17 protein-coding genes and 4 tRNA genes are annotated in these 16,521 nt (G+C 59.2%); 11 read left to right on the forward strand and 10 right to left on the reverse strand.

What is annotated here, in order from left to right:
- Positions 1–382 precede the first annotated feature (382 nt).
- A complete protein-coding gene (gene ttcA, locus D7241_RS16940; RefSeq protein WP_408102515.1) occupies positions 383–1,207 on the reverse strand; it encodes a tRNA 2-thiocytidine(32) synthetase TtcA in 825 nt (274 codons plus the stop codon).
- Between the two features lie 112 nt (positions 1,208–1,319).
- Between ttcA and D7241_RS16945 the strand changes: the two genes are divergently transcribed.
- From D7241_RS16945 to D7241_RS16960, 4 genes are all read left to right on the forward strand, one after another.
- Positions 1,320–1,949 (forward strand): DNA-J related domain-containing protein, encoded by a 630-nt coding sequence (locus tag D7241_RS16945; protein WP_408102516.1) that lies wholly within the window; start codon positions 1,320–1,322, stop codon positions 1,947–1,949.
- A 138-nt stretch (positions 1,950–2,087) separates the two neighbouring features.
- Positions 2,088–2,687, forward strand: a complete 600-nt coding sequence (locus tag D7241_RS16950; protein WP_408102517.1) for a Yip1 family protein — start codon at positions 2,088–2,090, stop codon at positions 2,685–2,687.
- 170 nt (positions 2,688–2,857) lie between these two features.
- Positions 2,858–3,523, forward strand: coding sequence for a Yip1 family protein (locus D7241_RS16955; protein WP_408102518.1), 666 nt, complete (start codon positions 2,858–2,860; stop codon positions 3,521–3,523).
- Positions 3,524–3,577: 54 nt separating this feature from the next.
- Positions 3,578–4,072: a SprT family zinc-dependent metalloprotease gene (locus D7241_RS16960; RefSeq protein ID WP_408102519.1), complete on the forward strand. Its 495-nt coding sequence runs from the start codon at positions 3,578–3,580 to the stop codon at positions 4,070–4,072.
- A 16-nt stretch (positions 4,073–4,088) separates the two neighbouring features.
- Here the strand turns inward: D7241_RS16960 and D7241_RS16965 are convergent, their stop codons facing one another.
- A complete protein-coding gene (locus D7241_RS16965) occupies positions 4,089–5,276 on the reverse strand; it encodes an MFS transporter (RefSeq protein ID WP_408102520.1) in 1,188 nt (395 codons plus the stop codon).
- A gap of 377 nt (positions 5,277–5,653) precedes the next feature.
- On the opposite strand from D7241_RS16965, the gene D7241_RS16970 reads away from it, so the two are divergent.
- The 3 genes from D7241_RS16970 (at position 5,654) to D7241_RS16980 (ending at position 7,615) form a co-directional block, all read left to right on the forward strand.
- Complete coding sequence (locus D7241_RS16970) at positions 5,654–6,448, forward strand: dienelactone hydrolase family protein (RefSeq protein WP_408102521.1); 795 nt, start codon at positions 5,654–5,656, stop codon at positions 6,446–6,448.
- A 334-nt stretch (positions 6,449–6,782) separates the two neighbouring features.
- Positions 6,783–7,220 carry a hypothetical protein gene (locus D7241_RS16975; RefSeq protein ID WP_408102522.1) on the forward strand — a complete coding sequence of 146 codons (438 nt, stop codon included), beginning with the start codon at positions 6,783–6,785 and terminating at the stop codon, positions 7,218–7,220.
- A complete protein-coding gene (locus tag D7241_RS16980; protein WP_255978787.1) occupies positions 7,217–7,615 on the forward strand; it encodes an META domain-containing protein in 399 nt (132 codons plus the stop codon). Before D7241_RS16975 ends, D7241_RS16980 begins: the two co-directional genes overlap by 4 nt.
- A gap of 312 nt (positions 7,616–7,927) precedes the next feature.
- On the opposite strand, the gene dinB is transcribed toward D7241_RS16980, so the two are convergent.
- On the reverse strand, positions 7,928–8,968 hold the full coding sequence (gene dinB, locus D7241_RS16985; protein WP_408102951.1) for a DNA polymerase IV: 1,041 nt from the start codon (positions 8,966–8,968) through the stop codon (positions 7,928–7,930).
- Between the two features lie 231 nt (positions 8,969–9,199).
- Here dinB and D7241_RS16990 point away from each other — a divergent pair, with 231 nt between their 5' ends.
- On the forward strand, positions 9,200–9,511 hold the full coding sequence (locus tag D7241_RS16990; RefSeq protein WP_408102523.1) for a hypothetical protein: 312 nt from the start codon (positions 9,200–9,202) through the stop codon (positions 9,509–9,511).
- A gap of 221 nt (positions 9,512–9,732) precedes the next feature.
- The gene (locus D7241_RS16995; RefSeq protein ID WP_408102524.1) at positions 9,733–10,008 is read left to right on the forward strand and encodes a hypothetical protein; all 276 of its coding nucleotides are present in this window, start codon (positions 9,733–9,735) and stop codon (positions 10,006–10,008) included.
- A gap of 13 nt (positions 10,009–10,021) precedes the next feature.
- Here D7241_RS16995 and D7241_RS17000 read toward each other — a convergent pair whose 3' ends face one another.
- From D7241_RS17000 to D7241_RS17030, 7 genes are all read right to left on the reverse strand, one after another.
- The gene (locus D7241_RS17000) at positions 10,022–10,471 is read right to left on the reverse strand and encodes an acyl-CoA thioesterase (RefSeq protein WP_408102525.1); all 450 of its coding nucleotides are present in this window, start codon (positions 10,469–10,471) and stop codon (positions 10,022–10,024) included.
- A 237-nt stretch (positions 10,472–10,708) separates the two neighbouring features.
- Positions 10,709–10,784, reverse strand: a tRNA-Glu gene (locus tag D7241_RS17005).
- A gap of 46 nt (positions 10,785–10,830) precedes the next feature.
- Positions 10,831–10,906, reverse strand: a tRNA-Ala gene (locus D7241_RS17010).
- A gap of 50 nt (positions 10,907–10,956) precedes the next feature.
- A tRNA-Glu gene (locus D7241_RS17015) sits at positions 10,957–11,032 on the reverse strand.
- A gap of 51 nt (positions 11,033–11,083) precedes the next feature.
- Positions 11,084–11,159, reverse strand: a tRNA-Ala gene (locus tag D7241_RS17020).
- A gap of 185 nt (positions 11,160–11,344) precedes the next feature.
- Positions 11,345–12,826 carry a glutamate--tRNA ligase gene (gene gltX / locus D7241_RS17025; RefSeq protein WP_408102526.1) on the reverse strand — a complete coding sequence of 494 codons (1,482 nt, stop codon included), beginning with the start codon at positions 12,824–12,826 and terminating at the stop codon, positions 11,345–11,347.
- Between the two features lie 54 nt (positions 12,827–12,880).
- The gene (locus tag D7241_RS17030) at positions 12,881–13,810 is read right to left on the reverse strand and encodes a LysR family transcriptional regulator (protein WP_408102527.1); all 930 of its coding nucleotides are present in this window, start codon (positions 13,808–13,810) and stop codon (positions 12,881–12,883) included.
- A 103-nt stretch (positions 13,811–13,913) separates the two neighbouring features.
- On the opposite strand from D7241_RS17030, the gene D7241_RS17035 reads away from it, so the two are divergent.
- Both D7241_RS17035 and D7241_RS17040 read left to right on the forward strand, forming a co-directional pair.
- A complete protein-coding gene (locus D7241_RS17035) occupies positions 13,914–14,948 on the forward strand; it encodes an HlyD family secretion protein (RefSeq protein ID WP_408102528.1) in 1,035 nt (344 codons plus the stop codon).
- Entirely contained in the window at positions 14,938–16,488 is a 1,551-nt protein-coding gene (locus D7241_RS17040) for an MDR family MFS transporter (RefSeq protein WP_408102529.1), read from the forward strand. The genes D7241_RS17035 and D7241_RS17040 overlap by 11 nt, the downstream gene beginning before the upstream one ends.
- Positions 16,489–16,521 lie beyond the last annotated feature (33 nt).

Raw genomic sequence — 16,521 nt, forward strand, 5'->3', positions numbered from 1 at the left:
AGATTGCGACTGGACGGCATGGTTGACTCCGTAAGAACGCCGAACATTACCGCAGCGCGCCGGCGACCTACAACCATGAATTCATTCATGACTGTAGCTTGTGGGGCGGGCCGTGCGCGCTCCGCTTCAGTATGTAGGGTGGGCTTCAGCCCACCAGTCAGGCCATGGAGCGCGCTGTGGTGGGCTGAGGCCCACCCTACCAAGCTTCTACTTTCAGCTAGTGGCGGAGCTTGCCGCTGCTTTTATAGGCTCATCGACGAAACGTGGCGGCATGCTGACGTCGATGCGCAGCCCGCAGGGTAGACCGAGCAGCGTTCCGCTTCAGCTAGTAGGGTGGGCTTCAGCCCACCCTACCCTGCAAAACTTTGCACGTGCGGCTGCTTTACAAGCTCATCACATCGAGAAAGCGCGGCGTGGCTTCGTTGTCGATACGCAAACTGGTGAAATCGAACAGGTTGCGGTCCGCCAGCTGCGACGGCACCACGTTCTGCAGGGCGCGGAACATGATCTCGACGCGGCCCGGCGACTTGCGCTCCCACTCTTGCAGCATCTCCTTGACCACCTGACGCTGAAGGTTTTCCTGCGAACCGCAGAGGTTGCACGGGATGATCGGAAATCCTTTCATCTGCGAATAGGCTTCGATATCCGCCTCGTTGCAATAGGCCAACGGGCGAATCACTACGTTACGGCCGTCGTCTGAGAGCAGTTTGGGTGGCATGGCCTTGAGCGTGCCGCCGTAGAACATATTAAGGAAGAAGGTTTCCAGAATGTCGTCGCGATGGTGACCGAGCGCCATCTTGGTGGCGCCGATCTCGTCGGCGAATGTGTAGAGCGTGCCGCGACGCAGGCGCGAGCACAGCGAGCAAGTGGTCTTGCCTTCCGGGATCTTTTCCTTGACCACCGAATAGGTGTCCTTCTCGACGATGTGGTAATCGACGCCGATAGATTTCAGATACTCGGGCAGGACGTGTTCGGGGAAGCCGGGCTGCTTCTGATCCATATTCACCGCAACGATCTCGAACTTGATCGGCGCGACCTTCTGCAGATACAGCAGCACGTCGAGCATGGTGTAGCTGTCCTTGCCGCCGGACAGGCAGACCATGACCTTATCGCCATCCTCGATCATGTTGAAATCGGTGACGGCCTCGCCGGCGAGGCGGCGCAGGCGCTTCTGCAGTTTGTTCTGGTTGACCGAGAGGTTGCCCATGTCAGAGTCCGGTGAGATGCGAAAGGCGCGCATTTTACGCGCAAAAAGTGCTGTCGCCCCAGCCCATCCATCCAGCCTTTTGCGATGCTGGCGCTATGCTAGGCTTGCCGGCATGAACGATGATTTCGAACCCGACATGGACCTGGCCGAACAGATACTCGTGCTGCTGCGCGAACAGCCGGAAGGTTGCAGCGAATACCAGCTGATTCAGCAGCTCAAGGCCCGTCATAGCACCCATATCCCTAACCTGCCGCTACTCGACAAGTTAGTGCTGTTTCGCACCCATTTTCTTGTCTTCAACGCGCTGTACCGTCTACGCGATCAGCTGTGGGGCGAAACCAGCCACGACCTGCAAATCTCTCCCTTGTGCGTTCAACTCCAGCCCTACACACCTGCAGTCAGCGGCGTAACTACGCAGGATCCGCTGCGCGAGTACTACCTGGACATGACCAACCTGCGCGATACCGACGAGGACGCAGTGGAACGGCTGTTGGCCAGCTTCTGGTCGCGCATGCGTGGCGACTATATCGGTGAGCGGAACAGTGCAGAGGATCCGGAGCAGAAGCGTGCGGCGCTTGAGCTGTTTGAACTGGATCAGGTAGGCTCCTCGCTGAATCTGCATGCAATCAAGCGACGCTATCGCCAGCTTGTCAGCATTCACCATCCCGACCGCGGCGGCAGCACGACGCGCATTCAGTCAATCAATCTGGCGATGGAAATACTCCAGCGCTATTACCGGTGACGGCATAGCTTCCAATTGCTCTAACCATGCCTAATCCGCCGTACCGTCAACTTCCTATACTGCGACTTAAGGTCGCACGCCCGTCCACTTGACGGCACGCCAGGCGAAGCGACCCTCCAAAACTGAGGAGACGCTGGCATGATCAATCACGTTTGGGGACTGTTCGCTCATCCTGGCCAGGAATGGCAGGAAATCACTGGGGAAGAACGCGAGGTCGGACACCTGCATCTGGGTGAGGTCGCAGTGTTAGCGGCGATTCCGGCAATATCAGCGTTCATCGGAACCACTCAGGTCGGCTGGAGCATCGGCGGTGGCGAGGCGGTAAAGCTCACCGAGAGCAGCGCGCTACAGCTCACCCTCCTCTCTTACCTGGCGATGCTCGCCGGCGTCGCGGTGATGGGTGGATTCATTCACTGGATGGCACGCACCTATGATGCAAGCCCGACGCTGGTGCAATGCATCGTTTTTGCGGCCTACACCGCGACACCCTTGTTCGTCGGCGGGCTGGCTGCGCTCTATCCGCACATTTGGCTGGGCATGATCGTCGGCACGGCAGCGATCTGCTACACGACGTACCTGCTCTATGTCGGCTTGCCAACTTTCATGAACATCCCATCGGATGAGGGCTTTCTGTTCTCAAGCTCGATATTGGCTGTGGGGCTGGTCGTGCTGGTGGCAATCATCGCGCTATCGGTGATCACATGGGGCATGGGAGTCGGTCCGATCTACATTCGCTGACAAGCGGGCAAGCTGAAAGCTTCAAGCTCCGAACTGGCGGGGCTTGAAGCTTTTGCATGTATCTGAACCATCCAGGCACGACAGATTGAAACCAAAGCCTGCTGAATCCCTGCGCCGCTGTGACGTCTATACGTACGACAGCGGCTCAAGCATCGGTATCAGGAGGCTCCATGACCCCAGAATTCATTAGCTTGTTCACCCGGCCGGACCGTGCCTGGGAAACGATCCGCCAGAAGGAAGACGTCCACGGCCTGCACTATCTGCTGCACCTTCTGGTGCTGGCGCTGATTCCCGCCGTGTGCTTGTTCATCGGGGTTACCTTTGTCGGCTGGAGCCTGGTAGATGATGAACGCGTAAGACTCGACTTCGCCAGCGCATTGCAGCTGTGTCTGCTGCTCTACGTCACGATCATCATCGGCACCGTAATCATGGGGTTTTTCGTACGCTGGATGGCGCGTGCGTTCGATGTGCGACCGAACCTGAACCAATGCATCGGCTTTATCGCTTATGTGATTACACCCTTCCTGCTCGCCGGAGTCACGGGCCTTTACCCGAACCGCTGGTTCGCCGCTATCGTCATCCTGATTGCCGGAATCTACGCCACCTATCTGCTGTTCACCGGCCTCCCGGCCTTTATGCGTCAGCGCAGCTCGCAGAGCTTTCTCTATGCGAGCTCAATCTGGGGCGTCGCGTTGCTCGTGCTGGTAACCGTGCTGGTCAGCATGATCCTGTTCTGGAATCTCTCACTCGAGCCGAACTATGAGCGCACCGTGCAGGAAAACCAGAGCTATGGCACACAGCAGGAACGCCCTCAGGAGGCACCCGGCGGTCTCTGAGTAGTTGTCAGCCGAGCAGGGTGCGGCATAATCCGGGCTCCTTTGGAGGCCCCTATGCCCGAGCAGCTTCATGCCCGCGTCGAGGCCTGTTATCAGCAGGCCGAAACCTTTTTCAATCAGCGCTTCGAACGGCCGCAGGTCAGCTTCAAACTGCGCGGACAGAAAGCAGGTGTTGCGCATCTGAACCAGAACCTGCTGCGCTTCAACCCAAAGCTTTATCAGGAAAATCGCGAGCACTTTCTCAAGCAGACCGTAGCCCATGAAGTTGCGCATCTGGTTGCCCACCAAATGTTCGGCGGACACATCCGCCCGCATGGCGAAGAGTGGCAACTGATCATGCGCGGCGTATATGAGCTGACCCCGGACCGCTGCCACACCTACGAAATCGCCCGTCGCCAAGTCACCCGCTACATCTATCGTTGCCAATGTGTTGAGCAGGACTTTCCCTTCACGGCACAGCGTCATGCCCTGGTCCGCAAGGGTCGTCGCTATTTCTGCCGCAGCTGCCGCGCCACGCTGGTTTTCAGCGGCCAGCAACGCCTCGAGTGAGCACCGCGCCAATGCGCTACAGGCGCCGTGCCCACCAGGCGGCCAACACGAACAGCGCAGCGAGCACCGCCATGAGTGGTAACCAGCCGGCGTGCTCCCAGACATAACCGGCTGCATAACCCACCACGCTCGACCCTAAGTAATAAGCGCAGAGGTACAACGCCGATGCCTGGGCTTTGGCGCCCCTGGCATGCAGGCCAACCTGCCCGCTCGCGACCGCATGGGCAGCAAAGAACCCCAACGTGAACAGCGCCAGGCCGACAATGATGGCGATCAACCAGGGCGTCGAACACAGCACCACGCCTATAAGCATCAAGCCGACTCCGCCTTGGAGTACCGCTCTGACGCCAAAGCGCGGCACCAACCTTCCGGCCCAACCCGCGCTGAAGATTCCCACGAGATAAACGGTGAACAGCAGGCCAATCACCGTCGAGGAAAGACCGAAAGGCGCTCCGGCCAGACGAAAACCGATGTAGTTGAACAGTGCGACGAAGCCGCCCATCAGCAAAAACGCCTGCAGAAACAACTGACGCAATATCGGGTTGCTCAGATGCTGGCTGAAGTTGCCGAGCAATCCGCGCAGTGACAGCGGCTGGGCCTTGAAATGGCGCGATGCCGGCAACAGCCAGACGAACAACCCCAGCGACAGAAGACCCAGGCCGGCGATCCCGCCGAGTGCCAATTGCCAGCCACCGATATCGCTCAACAGCCCAGACAGCAATCTGCCCAACAGACCGCCGAGTGCGGTCCCACCAATGTACAAGCCCATCGCAGCCGGCAGCGAATCGGGATCGAACTCCTCGCCCACATAAGCCATCGCCAACGCTGGCATTCCGCTAAGCGCGAGACCCAACAAGGCCCGTAGCAGCAGCAAAAGATTCCAGGAATCCACCAACACACAGGCAAGTCCCAGCAGGCTTGCTAACGACAGTGCCGCAACCATCACCGGCTTGCGTCCCCAGCTTTCAGCAAGAGCCCCGGACACTAGCAGGCAAAGCGCCAGCGACAGGGTCGCCAACGATAACGCCAAGCTGCTGCTGGCGGCCGAGACGGAAAAATGTGCAGCCAGCAGCGGCAGCAACGGTTGCACGCAATAGAGCATGGCAAAGGTTGCGAAGCCGGCACAGAACAGCGCCAGCGTCGCGCGACGGTAGGCGGCGGTGCCGCGCTTGAAGTGAGTCGAGGAGTCGCTATCGGCGTTCATCATCAATCCCCGAAATTCTGCCCATCAGCCTTGGAAAAAAAGGCGCGAAGACTAGCACAGAGCGGTCTTTCATCAGCGGTCTTATACAAGTCGGCCAAGATAAGCATAGGTGCGAATCCGCCGGCAGCTTCCTCGCAGCAAAAACCAAATGACGCCGTTTCGGAACGAAGCTTCAGCCGGTGTACCCGTTGTGCCTTGGTGCAACATCATCTACAACATCCTTGCTCACCCGAAAGGACGGTATCGCAGGCGTCCTTCATCAGTGATGGTTACGACAGGCGCTGGGGCTTGAGCACCGTTCCGCCTGAACAACCTGGTTGTGCGCGAGTCGAACAACCGCTGTCTATCGACGCTGTCCATAACAAGGAGTCTTTTCCATGCGCTATTACTTGCTCGGCGCGCTGATGGCCGCCAGTGCCTTCGCTCAAGCCGAAATACAGACCCAGGAAATTCCCTACACCGCTGACGACGGCACCAAGATGATCGGCTACTACGCCTATGACGACGCTATCGAAGGCAAACGCCCCGGCGTTGTAGTGGTCCATGAATGGTGGGGCCTGAATGATTACGCAAAAAGCCGTGCCCGCGATCTTGCCGAGCTCGGCTACAGCGCGTTGGCGATCGACATGTACGGTGAAGGAAAGAACACCGAGCATCCGAAGGACGCCATGAGCTTCATGCAGGCTGCGCTGGCCGATGCCGATGCAGCCAAGGGCCGCTTCAATGCCGGCCTGGACCTACTCAAGCAACAGCAACAGACCGATGCCGCCAAACTCGCAGCGGTCGGCTACTGTTTCGGTGGCAAGGTGGTACTGGACATGGCGCGTCAGGGCGTGCCGCTCGAAGGTGTAGTCAGTTTCCATGGTGCGCTGGCCACCAACACCCGCGCCGCGCCCGGCAGCGTCAAGGCACGCGTGCTGGTTGAACATGGCAGCGAAGACAGCATGGTTAGCGCCGAAGACGTCGCCGCACTGAACGCGGAGATGGTCAAGGCCGGCGCCGACTTCCAGTTCGTCAACCTGCCCGGCGCCAAACACGGCTTCACCAACCCCGGTGCGGACAAGTTCCAGGACAAAGGCGTCGATGTGGCCTACAACAAGCGCGCGGACGAACGTTCCTGGGAAGACATGAAAGTCTTCTTCGACGAGACCTTTGCCAACGACCGGCCATAACTAATCGGCTTTATAGCTTCTGCGCTCCAAGCCCACCCGCTGCCGGCTCTACAACAACGCAACGACAGCATCAATCTACCCCCTCTCCCCTCGGGGAGAGGGCTGGGGTGAGGGGTGGGGTTCAACACCATCAGCCCATACCCAACCCGACGCTTGCCTCCACCAAGCGTCTAAACGCCACGTTTTCCGAACCCATCTCCTGCGCCGGCAGATTCGGCGTAGCCTCCACAACCAGCCGATGGTGCCAACACTTCGCGCCGGCACCGCCCTCCATGTCTCACGTGCTAGCATTACCGCCCACCGCAACTCCCCCTTACCCAGTCGATCGCGAGTCATGGCCGAACACGATTTCCGCTACAACCTGCTCAATCCTGCACACACACTGACCGAATGCCGTGCTCTAGCGCCGGGCCGCTACCAGGTCACCGGAAACGGCGGAAACGTTCGCTCGGGTGATGTTCTGATCGTCACGCTCAAGGGCAGCCGCGAGCTCTCCCAACGCCTGACCGTGGACAAGGTTCGCCACCTGATCAATCCTCCGGGACAATGGATGGCCGTCGCTAGCGGTCCGGTATTCCGCGAGCTCGCGATCATTAATTGGCAAGTCGATTGCGACGGATGCGGCAAGCAGCTGGACTTCGAATTTGCCGTGGATGCAACCAAAGGCGAAGCCGCCCGCTCCCCCGCTGCTGAAGCGCGAATCGCCGAGCTCGGCTGGAAGAACCACGCGGGCCGCCACTTGTGCCCTGCATGCAAGGATGCTCAGCAATGAAAAAACTCACCCTGGCGAGCCTCGCCTTGTTGGTCAGCGGCTGTGCGGTCGAACCGTTGACCCTGCAGAACGACGTCACTTATATCGCCGAGTGGATCGGAAACAAGCCGGTCGTCGGTCGCAACCCGGTCTCGCTGACCTTCAGCGAAGACCGCGTCTATGGCAACGCTGGCTGCAACCACTGGTTCGCCAGCTACCAGCTCGACAATCAGCAAATTCGCTTCAGCGAAATCGGCAGTACGCGCAAGATGTGCGCGGAACACATCATGAAGCAGGAGCAGCACTTTCTTGAGCTGCTGTCGCAAATCGAACGATGGGATGTCTCCAAAATCGACCAGTTGCGCTTCTGGCCGGCTGAAGGCGCGCCGCTTCGGGTCTGGCCAGAACAGAACTGACTGCGCCAACGCTGAGCACGCTTGCCCGGATACGCACTGCAAGCATGCATGTTCACTTCGCTATCGAGCGCCGGGCTCCGCAACCCTATGGCTGCGGAGCCCATCACATTCAGCTTTACGTAGCTGCCCGCAGCTTTTCTTCACGAACTGTCTGCAATCTCCTCAACTGGCACGACCGATGCATTTCTTCGGTAACCAGTTTCGGGGGCCCCAGTACAGGCAGGCCGGGGAATCCCCTTCTTTATATGTTTGGATGAAAGGTCCCGGCGCGTAATGCAGATAGCAGCTGAAGAGAAAACACGGTAAATAGCGTCAGAACAGACGCAACTGCTCGAAGCCGCTACGCAGATCAATCAATCGAACGCCGACCCCTATCAGCCGTACCGGACGCTTGCCGCGCGCAAAGGCGCCAGCAAGAAGATCGGCGTAATCCTCCAGCTCGAGACCGGCACCGGCTTGCTCAAGGGTGGTCTGGGTGAAGTCGTGGAATTTGAGTTTGACGAAGGGCTTGCCGGGTCGGTATCCACTATCGAGTCGCGCCATTCTTCCGGCGAGTTCATCGAGCAGCTCTGGCAATCGCTCAAGGCAGGCCGCGAGATCCGGTAGGTCACGATCATAAGTATTCTCGACACTGACCGACTGACGCCGGCTTTCGACCTGAACCTGGCGCTCATCGACCCCATGCGCCAGGCTCCACAGCCGCTCGCCGAACGAGCCGAAATCACGTACCAGATCCAGGCGCTTCCAGGTGCGCAGATCGGCACAGGTTTGGATACCCAGTCTTTTCAGCTTCTCGGCCGTAACCCGCCCGACCCCGTGCAGCTTGGTGACCGGCAAAGTCTGCACGAAATCGTCGACTTGGTCCGGAGTAATCACGAACAACCCATCGGGCTTATTCCAGTCACTGGCGATCTTTGCGAGAAACTTGTTCGGTGCCACGCCCGCTGAAACCGTGATGCGCAGCTGCTGCCAGACGCGCCGGCGGATGTCCTGCGCAATACGGGTTGCGCTGCCAGCGAAGTGCTCGCAGTTGCTTACGTCGAGATAGGCCTCATCCAGCGACAGCGGTTCGATCAGGTTGGTGTAGGTGCGAAAGATGCCGTGGATTTCCCTCGACGCTTCCTTATAGGCATCCATCCGGGGCCGCAGGATTAGCAGATCGGGACAAAGTTGTAGCGCATGCCCCGATGCCATGGCCGAGCGCACGCCATAGGCGCGTGCTTCGTAATTGCAAGTCGCAATGACACCGCGACGGTCCGCCAGCCCGCCCACTGCAATAGGCCGGTTGGCGAGACTGGGATCGTCACGCATCTCGATCGCGGCGTAAAAGCAATCGCAATCGACGTGGATGATTTTTCGGGTCGGATTAACGGCAGGAAACTCGTAGCGGCATCAATGACCGCTCTCCTCGCACAAAGCGCTATGCCGTACGGATGGGAGCGGGACCGCAGACATTATCACCGATTGTCAGCTCAACGCGGACAACGGATGGATCGGTGGCCCGCGTCGGCGACCGGGCAAGTAATTGCAGCGGCCCTTAAGCAGAATCATAATGCCATCATCAAAGAAAGGAGGCTTCTATAGGTGCCAAACCAGGTAGATCAACGCAAATACCACGCTTTGCGCAAGCACATCGACTGCCTGCTCTCCTCGGGCGCGTCGCTGGCCGGCAGAGACCCGGTCAGGCTATCGCTCGAAGAGCGCACCCTGACCGTAAGTCACGGAATGCTGGTGAACGAAGATGGCTATCTGGATCTGATCGAGGCCATATCTGACTTGGAGCAACTTGATCCTAACCGCCGAGGATTGGCTATCGAGATCTGCTTGCAGCAACTCAGCCAGGCGATCGAATGCGCAACGGATAACATGAAATACTGCGCTAATACCCAACGCTGACTCCAGAGGCCAGCCGTTCAGTCAGCGAACTCGCATCTTGGCAGTAAACGTCCTCAGAGCTCCGCAAGTGAGCGATGCCGGCGGCAGTCCGAATTGCCATGATGATTCGATTCGGAGATTGCCCCAGTATCCCAACCGCCTCGAAGCGAACAATTACCCAAGCTCCGAGTCGGAATTAGAGAGGTAGGAATCACCATTCCGACCACGTGGAGGAATTTCCGATGAAAACAATGACTCTAGCCGCCGCAATCTTCACTAGCGCTCTAGCCACTGGCGCGATGGCCAATCAGGAGGACATGCATAACGGCGCGCACGGTACCACTGGCGACACTCAGGGCAGCGCCATGAGCGAAAACCATCAGCGCGACGATACTGCTAATGCTGGAAAGGATGGCAAGACCATGGATGAAAAGATGAAGAATGAAGTGCAGGACGACTGGCGCGAAGACGCCAAGGAACGTCGTGACGCCGACGTTAGCAAGCCAGAACAGCGCTAAAGCAACGTACCTCCTAGAGCTCGAGGGGGTAAGGCTGAACCAGCGCCCTGCCGTACCCCTCGATGAACTCTACCGGCATCCGCTTGGGTTTGCCGTTCGACAGCTGGATGCAGACAAAGGTGGTTTGGGCACGCAGCAAAGTCGTACCGTCCGCGGGCCTGATCAGCTGGAAATTCCGCTTCATTTTCAGTCGCTGATCGGAATCGACGATCCAGGTCGCCAACTGCAATTGATCCCCACGATAGGCTGCCGCCAGATAATCGATTTCGTGTCGAAGTACTGCCATCGCACGATCCAGCCGACGGTAGTCCTCCAGCCCCAATCCCAGACTTTGAGAGTGCTGCCAAGCGCAACGCTCCAGCCAGGACACGTAGACCGCGTTATTGGCGTGACCCAGCTCGTCGATATGTTCGGCACTTACCTGGAAGTCAATGATGAACGCGTCGGCCTGGTCCCAAGTCATGCATAACCCTCGCTGTCATGTGCGCCGCCAAGACTGCGGCCGGATGCCTATTGGAAGCCAGGCGTACGGTGGATGTCACGTGGGTAGCGATCATCTATGACTGACCATTCAGCATCGCTACCGTTTCAGCCTGATGAAGACGAGCCGCACAAGGCACAGCCGGTTAAAACGCGCCCAAAACAAAAAGGGCCACTTCGTGAGAAATGACCCTTTGATGCCCAAAACGGGCAATAAAAATGGCGTCCCCTAGGGGACTCGAACCCCTGTTACCGCCGTGAAAGGGCGGTGTCCTAGGCCACTAGACGAAGGGGACGAAACCTTCGATGAACAGATCGCCAAACGCTACGACCTGCCGTGGATGGTGGAGCTAGACGGGATCGAACCGTCGACCTCTTGCATGCCATGCAAGCGCTCTCCCAGCTGAGCTATAGCCCCGGATTTAGCGTCTCCCGACTCGCGCCGCTTACGCATCGCGATTTGAATAATGGCGTCCCCTAGGGGACTCGAACCCCTGTTACCGCCGTGAAAGGGCGGTGTCCTAGGCCACTAGACGAAGGGGACGCAAGCCCTTCAAAGGCAACCGATCGAACCGACCGGTGTGGCAATCGAGATTGGTGGAGCTAGACGGGATCGAACCGTCGACCTCTTGCATGCCATGCAAGCGCTCTCCCAGCTGAGCTATAGCCCCATCTCGAGGACGGGGCGCATATTAGGTGCGCCCCTGCAGAGTGTCAACGATATTTTTCCTGAGTCACGAAGAATTTCGACATCAGAACAACTACTTACGCCGACGAGTGGCTGATCGGCAATCACTGGCGGACAGTACCGAAGCGCAATCCGCCGCGCGAGCTCATCGGCACAGCAGTGCCGCTGTCAGGCCATCGCCGCGAACAGCTTTTCCCACTCTTTTACTTCTTTCTTCGACGCGCCGCCCAACAACTCCAACGCTTGGCGTAGACGGAAACGGGTCAGGTCCGGCCCGATAATCTCCATCGCATCCAGCACCGAGACCGAGCTGGCCTGGCCTGTAATGGAGGCAAACATCAGCGGCATCACGTCACGCAGCTTCAGTTCGAGATGGGTGCCAACGGTCTGGATGCATTCGGTGATGCGCTCCTTGTCCCACTGGCGCAGCGCCTCCAGCTTCCACAGCGTCAGCTGCAATACCTGGCGAACCTGGGTGGCGTCGAGCTTCTTGTGCTCGAATAGCGCCGGGTCGAGGCTCAGCGCGCCGGAGAAGAAAAAGCCAGCCAAAGGAGCGATCTGGCTGAAAGTCTCCACCCTGCCCTGCACGTGCGGCGCGATCTTCATCAGGTATTCGGGATTCAGTGCCCACTGCTGGACCTGACTGGCGAAGGCCTCGACGCTCAGTTCGCGAATCCACTGGCCGTTGAGCCAGGACAACTTCTCGACGTCGAAGATAGGTCCACCCAGCGATACGCGGTTGATGTCGAAGTGCTCGATCATTTCCGCCAGGGTGAATTTCTCGCGCTCGTCGGGCATCGACCAGCCCATGCGGCCCAGGTAGTTGAGCATCGCCTCCGGCATGAAGCCCATGCGCTCGTAGAACGTCACCGAGGTGGGGTTCTTGCGCTTGGACAGCTTGCTCTTATCTGGATTGCGCAACAGCGGCATGTAGCACAGCTGCGGCTGTTCCCAGCCGAAGTATTCGTAGAGCTTGATCAGCTTGGGCGCCGACGGCAGCCATTCCTCGCCGCGCAGCACGTGGGTGATGCCCATCAGGTGGTCATCGACGACGTTGGCGAGGAAATAGGTCGGTAGACCGTCGGCCTTCATCAGCACCTGCATGTCCATGCGGTCCCAGCCGATCTCGACGGTACCGCGCAGCATGTCCTGCACCTGGCAAACGCCTTCGGTCGGCACCTTCATGCGGATCACGTGGGACTCGCCACTGGCAATGCGCCGCTGCGCCTCGACAGGGGCGATATGCATGCAATAGCCGTCGTAGCGCGGGGTTTCCTTGTTGGCCATCTGCTCGGCACGCACCTGATCCAGGCGCTCGGCACTGCAGAAGCAGGGGAACGCATGACCCTTGGCAACCAGTTCGTCCGAATATTTCTTGTAAATCTCGCCGCGCTCGCTCTGCCGGTACGGACCATGCGGGCCGCCGACGTCCGGGCCTTCGTCCCACTCAATGCCTAGCCAGCGCAGTGCGTCGTAGATCTGCTGTTCGGATTCGCGGGTCGAGCGCAGCTGATCGGTGTCCTCGATGCGCAGGATGAACTGGCCGCCGTGCTGGCGGGCGAAGCAGAGGTTGAACAGCGCGATATAGGCAGTGCCGACGTGAGGGTCGCCGGTGGGGGATGGTGCGATGCGGGTGCGAACGGTGGTCATGATGTTCTCGAATCAAGGCACAGGGAGACACGGCAACCGGCTCGGCCGGCTGAGTCAGCGCGTGTAAAGGCGCGATGTTAGCAGGCGCGCCTCCACCGGCTCCACAAGACGGCCATCGATCACCGGCAACGACTGCATCAGGAAGTCGAGGAATGCCTTTACCTTCATCGCCTGAAATCGCCGCGACGCATACACCGCATACACCTCGCCGGTGGGCAGCGCCACATCCGGCAGAAGCTCGACCAACTGACCAGCACGGACTTCGTGGTCGGTGATCATGGTTGGCAACGCAGCGATCCCGGCACCGGCGAGGGCTGCCTCGCGCGCGAAGGTGATGTTGTTGCAGGTCAGCACACGGCGGCAGGCGATGTTCTGTTCGAGGATCGGCCAATAGCGCACCGGATCCCGCGACAGAGTGATCGCACGGTGCCCGGCGAGATCTTCGATATGTAACGGTACGCCATGCCGGCCCAGATAAGCAGGGCTCGCGCAGAGACGCCGACGGGTTTCGAACAGCTTGCGCGCGATCAAGGTGGAGTCCTGAGGCTGCCCGACCAATATGACGATATCTACACCCTCTTCCACCGGATCGACAGGTCGCGAAGCCAGCTCTACCTCGGCATTTATCTCTGGATATTGGCGCATGAAGTCGCCTAGCACGCGACCAAGAATCCACTGACCGAACTCGATCGGCGCGGTAATCCGCAGCAACCCGGCCGGCGCCTGTTGCAGTTGCATGACCGCCTGCTCGGCTTCGGCGAAATCGAGCATGATTTGTCGGCAGCGCTCGTAATAGGCCTGGCCGACTTCGGTCAGTCGCAAGCGACGTGTGGTGCGATTGATCAACCGGACGCCGAGACGCTCTTCTAGCTGAACGATCCGCCGGCTGACGGTGGACTTCTGCATCCCAAGACTGTGCGCCGCTTGGGTAAAGCTATGGCACTCGACCACCCGAGTAAAAATCAGCGCGTCATCCAGGCCCATTCGTATTGTTCCTTATCTGCAACAAAGTTTCGCAACTGTAACGACTTATTACGCAAGCGGAACACTGTTAATTTGATCGGCTCACTTCGACAACGAGCGCCCCATGCCCGCCCAGCTGAAACGCCGACTGCTCATCTTCATTGCCTTGGTGCTGCTGGTGGCGGCCGCGTTCTTCGCCCACTGGTATCTTGTAGGCCGCCACTACGAACACACCGACAACGCCTATGTGCAGGGGGAGATCACCCGGATTTCCAGCCAGCTCGCTGCGCGTATCGAGCAGGTCCATGTACGCGATAACCAGCACGTCAAACCAGGCGATCTGCTGGTGACACTGGAGCCGGGCGACTTCCGCCTTGCTGTCGAACAGGCCCGCGCCAATCTTGCCATTCGAGAGGCGGAGCTCGCCCAGGCCCGCAGCCGCCTTGCGCAGCAGGGCAGTTTGATTACAGCCAGCAAAGCCTCGGTCGGCGCTGCGCAGGCCAACCTGGAGCGAACACAGGTCGATCTCTCCCGTGTCGAGGCGCTGCGCAAGCCTGGTTTCGTCTCTGAGGAACGCGTCACCACCCTTTCCGCCGATGCCCGTGTCGCCCGCTCGCAACGGCAGAAAGCCGAAGCCGACCTTGATGCGCAACGCCAGCAGATCGAAGCATTGGAGGCCGACATCAAGCGGCTACAGGCACAGATAGCCAGCGCCCGCACGGAAATCGAGCAGGCCGAACTGAACCTCGGCCGCAGCGAAATCCGATCGCCCATCAGCGGCATCGTCGGTCAGCGTTCGGCGCGTAGCGGCCAGTACGTGCCGGTTGGCGCCTATCTGATGTCGATCGTTCCGGACGAGGAGATTTGGGTTCAGGCAAACTTCAAAGAAACCCAAATTGGTCGCATGCATGCAGGCCAGAGCGCCGAACTGACGTTCGACAGCTACCCCGATACGCCTATTGAAGGCCGGGTCGAGAGTCTGTTTCCAGCATCGGGCGCACAGTTCAGCCTGCTGCCACCGGACAACGCTACCGGCAACTTCACCAAGGTGGTCCAACGCATCCCGGTCAAACTGATGTTCGCCAGCGACAACCCGCTCAAAGGCCGTATCCGCCCCGGCATGTCGGTGGACGTGAAGATCGACCTCCGTGGCCGCTGATGCGCTGATCCGCCCGGTTGGTGAACCCAGCCGGCGCGACTGGATTGCGGTGATGAGCGCGATGCTCGGCGCCTTCATGGCGGTGCTGGATATTCAGATCACCAATTCCTCGTTGAAGGATATCCAGGGCGCGCTGTCCTCCACGCTGGAAGAAGGCTCCTGGATCTCTACCTCCTACTTGGTGGCGGAAATCATCATGATTCCGCTGACCGCCTGGCTGGTTCAGCTGCTGTCGGCGCGACGGCTCGCCGTCTGGGTATCGATCGGTTTTCTATTTTCCTCACTGCTGTGCTCCTTCGCCTGGAATCTGGAAAGCATGATCGTCTTCCGGGCGCTACAAGGCTTTACTGGCGGCGCACTGATTCCGCTAGCCTTCACGCTGACGCTGATCAAACTGCCGGACCACCATCGCGCCAAGGGCATGGCGCTGTTCGCCATCACCGCAACCTTCGCACCCTCGATAGGGCCGACCCTCGGCGGTTGGCTCACCGAGCATTGGGGCTGGGAATACATCTTCTATATCAACGTGCCACCCGGCCTGCTGATGATTGCCGGACTGCTGTATGGCCTGGAAAAGAAGCCGCCGCACTGGGAACTGCTCAAAAGCACCGATTACGCGGGCATCGTCACGCTGGCGATGGGTCTCGGGTGCCTGCAAGTGTTTCTCGAGGAAGGGCATCGCAAGGACTGGCTGGAGTCGAGCCTGATCGTCCAGCTCGGTTCGGTGGCGGCGGTCAGCCTAGTACTCTTCGTGATCCTTCAACTATCGCGCCCTAACCCGCTGATCAATCTGGGCATTCTGCGCGAGCGAAACTTCGGCCTGACCAGCATCGCCAGCTTAGGTATGGGATTGGGATTGTACGGCTCGATTTATCTGTTACCGCTGTACCTGGCGCAGATCCAGAATTACAACTCGCTGCAGATCGGCCAGGTGATCATGTGGATGGGAATCCCGCAGCTTTTTCTAATTCCGCTCGTGCCCAAGCTGATGAAAATCATCCCACCGAAACTGCTGTGCGCGGCTGGGTTCGCGTTGTTCGGTATTTCAAGCTTTGCCTCCGGCACGCTTAACCCCGACTTCGCCGGCGATCAATTCCATCCAATCCAGATCATCCGTGCGCTGGGCCAACCGATGATCATGGTAACTGTCTCGTTGATCGCCACCGCCTATATCCAGCCCCAGGATGCCGGCTCCGCTTCCAGTCTGTTCAACATCCTGCGCAACCTCGGCGGCGCCATCGGCATCGCGTTGCTGGCGACGCTGCTCGACAGCCGTGCCAAAGTTTATTTCGATTACCTGCGCGAATCAGTCGCACCAAGCAATCCGGCGGTGGCCGAACGCCTCGCCTCACTTACCCAGCAGCTAGGCAGTGAGCAGGCGGCACTGGGTAAGCTCAGCGAGATCACCCACCAGCAGGCGATGATCATGGCGTACAACGACGCCTTCCATTTCGTTGGCATCGCGCTGGCGATCAGCATGGTCGCGGTGCTGCTGACGCGTCGGCTGCCGGAGAATATCAAGGATGGCGCGCCGCACTAAGCCAGGTGATGAGCGCAATGTCGGCGGTTCGCA

Origin of the sequence: Stutzerimonas sp. VN223-3 (assembly GCF_045999685.1) — a bacterium.
In the GTDB taxonomy this organism is placed as follows: Bacteria; Pseudomonadota; Gammaproteobacteria; order Pseudomonadales; family Pseudomonadaceae; genus Stutzerimonas; species Stutzerimonas stutzeri_AR.

Bases quoted from the DNA above. Each gene is read 5' to 3' on its own strand.
- ttcA (WP_408102515.1), bottom strand. From the start codon at position 1,207: ATGGGCAACCTCTCGGTCAACCAGAACAAACTGCAGAAGCGCCTGCGC.
- D7241_RS16945 (WP_408102516.1), top strand. From the start codon at position 1,320: ATGAACGATGATTTCGAACCCGACATGGACCTGGCCGAACAGATACTC.
- D7241_RS16950 (WP_408102517.1), top strand. From the start codon at position 2,088: ATGATCAATCACGTTTGGGGACTGTTCGCTCATCCTGGCCAGGAATGG.
- D7241_RS16955 (WP_408102518.1), top strand. From the start codon at position 2,858: ATGACCCCAGAATTCATTAGCTTGTTCACCCGGCCGGACCGTGCCTGG.
- D7241_RS16960 (WP_408102519.1), top strand. From the start codon at position 3,578: ATGCCCGAGCAGCTTCATGCCCGCGTCGAGGCCTGTTATCAGCAGGCC.
- D7241_RS16965 (WP_408102520.1), bottom strand. From the start codon at position 5,276: ATGAACGCCGATAGCGACTCCTCGACTCACTTCAAGCGCGGCACCGCC.
- D7241_RS16970 (WP_408102521.1), top strand. From the start codon at position 5,654: ATGCGCTATTACTTGCTCGGCGCGCTGATGGCCGCCAGTGCCTTCGCT.
- D7241_RS16975 (WP_408102522.1), top strand. From the start codon at position 6,783: ATGGCCGAACACGATTTCCGCTACAACCTGCTCAATCCTGCACACACA.
- D7241_RS16980 (WP_255978787.1), top strand. From the start codon at position 7,217: ATGAAAAAACTCACCCTGGCGAGCCTCGCCTTGTTGGTCAGCGGCTGT.
- D7241_RS16995 (WP_408102524.1), top strand. From the start codon at position 9,733: ATGAAAACAATGACTCTAGCCGCCGCAATCTTCACTAGCGCTCTAGCC.
- D7241_RS17000 (WP_408102525.1), bottom strand. From the start codon at position 10,471: ATGACTTGGGACCAGGCCGACGCGTTCATCATTGACTTCCAGGTAAGT.
- gltX (WP_408102526.1), bottom strand. From the start codon at position 12,826: ATGACCACCGTTCGCACCCGCATCGCACCATCCCCCACCGGCGACCCT.
- D7241_RS17030 (WP_408102527.1), bottom strand. From the start codon at position 13,810: ATGGGCCTGGATGACGCGCTGATTTTTACTCGGGTGGTCGAGTGCCAT.
- D7241_RS17035 (WP_408102528.1), top strand. From the start codon at position 13,914: ATGCCCGCCCAGCTGAAACGCCGACTGCTCATCTTCATTGCCTTGGTG.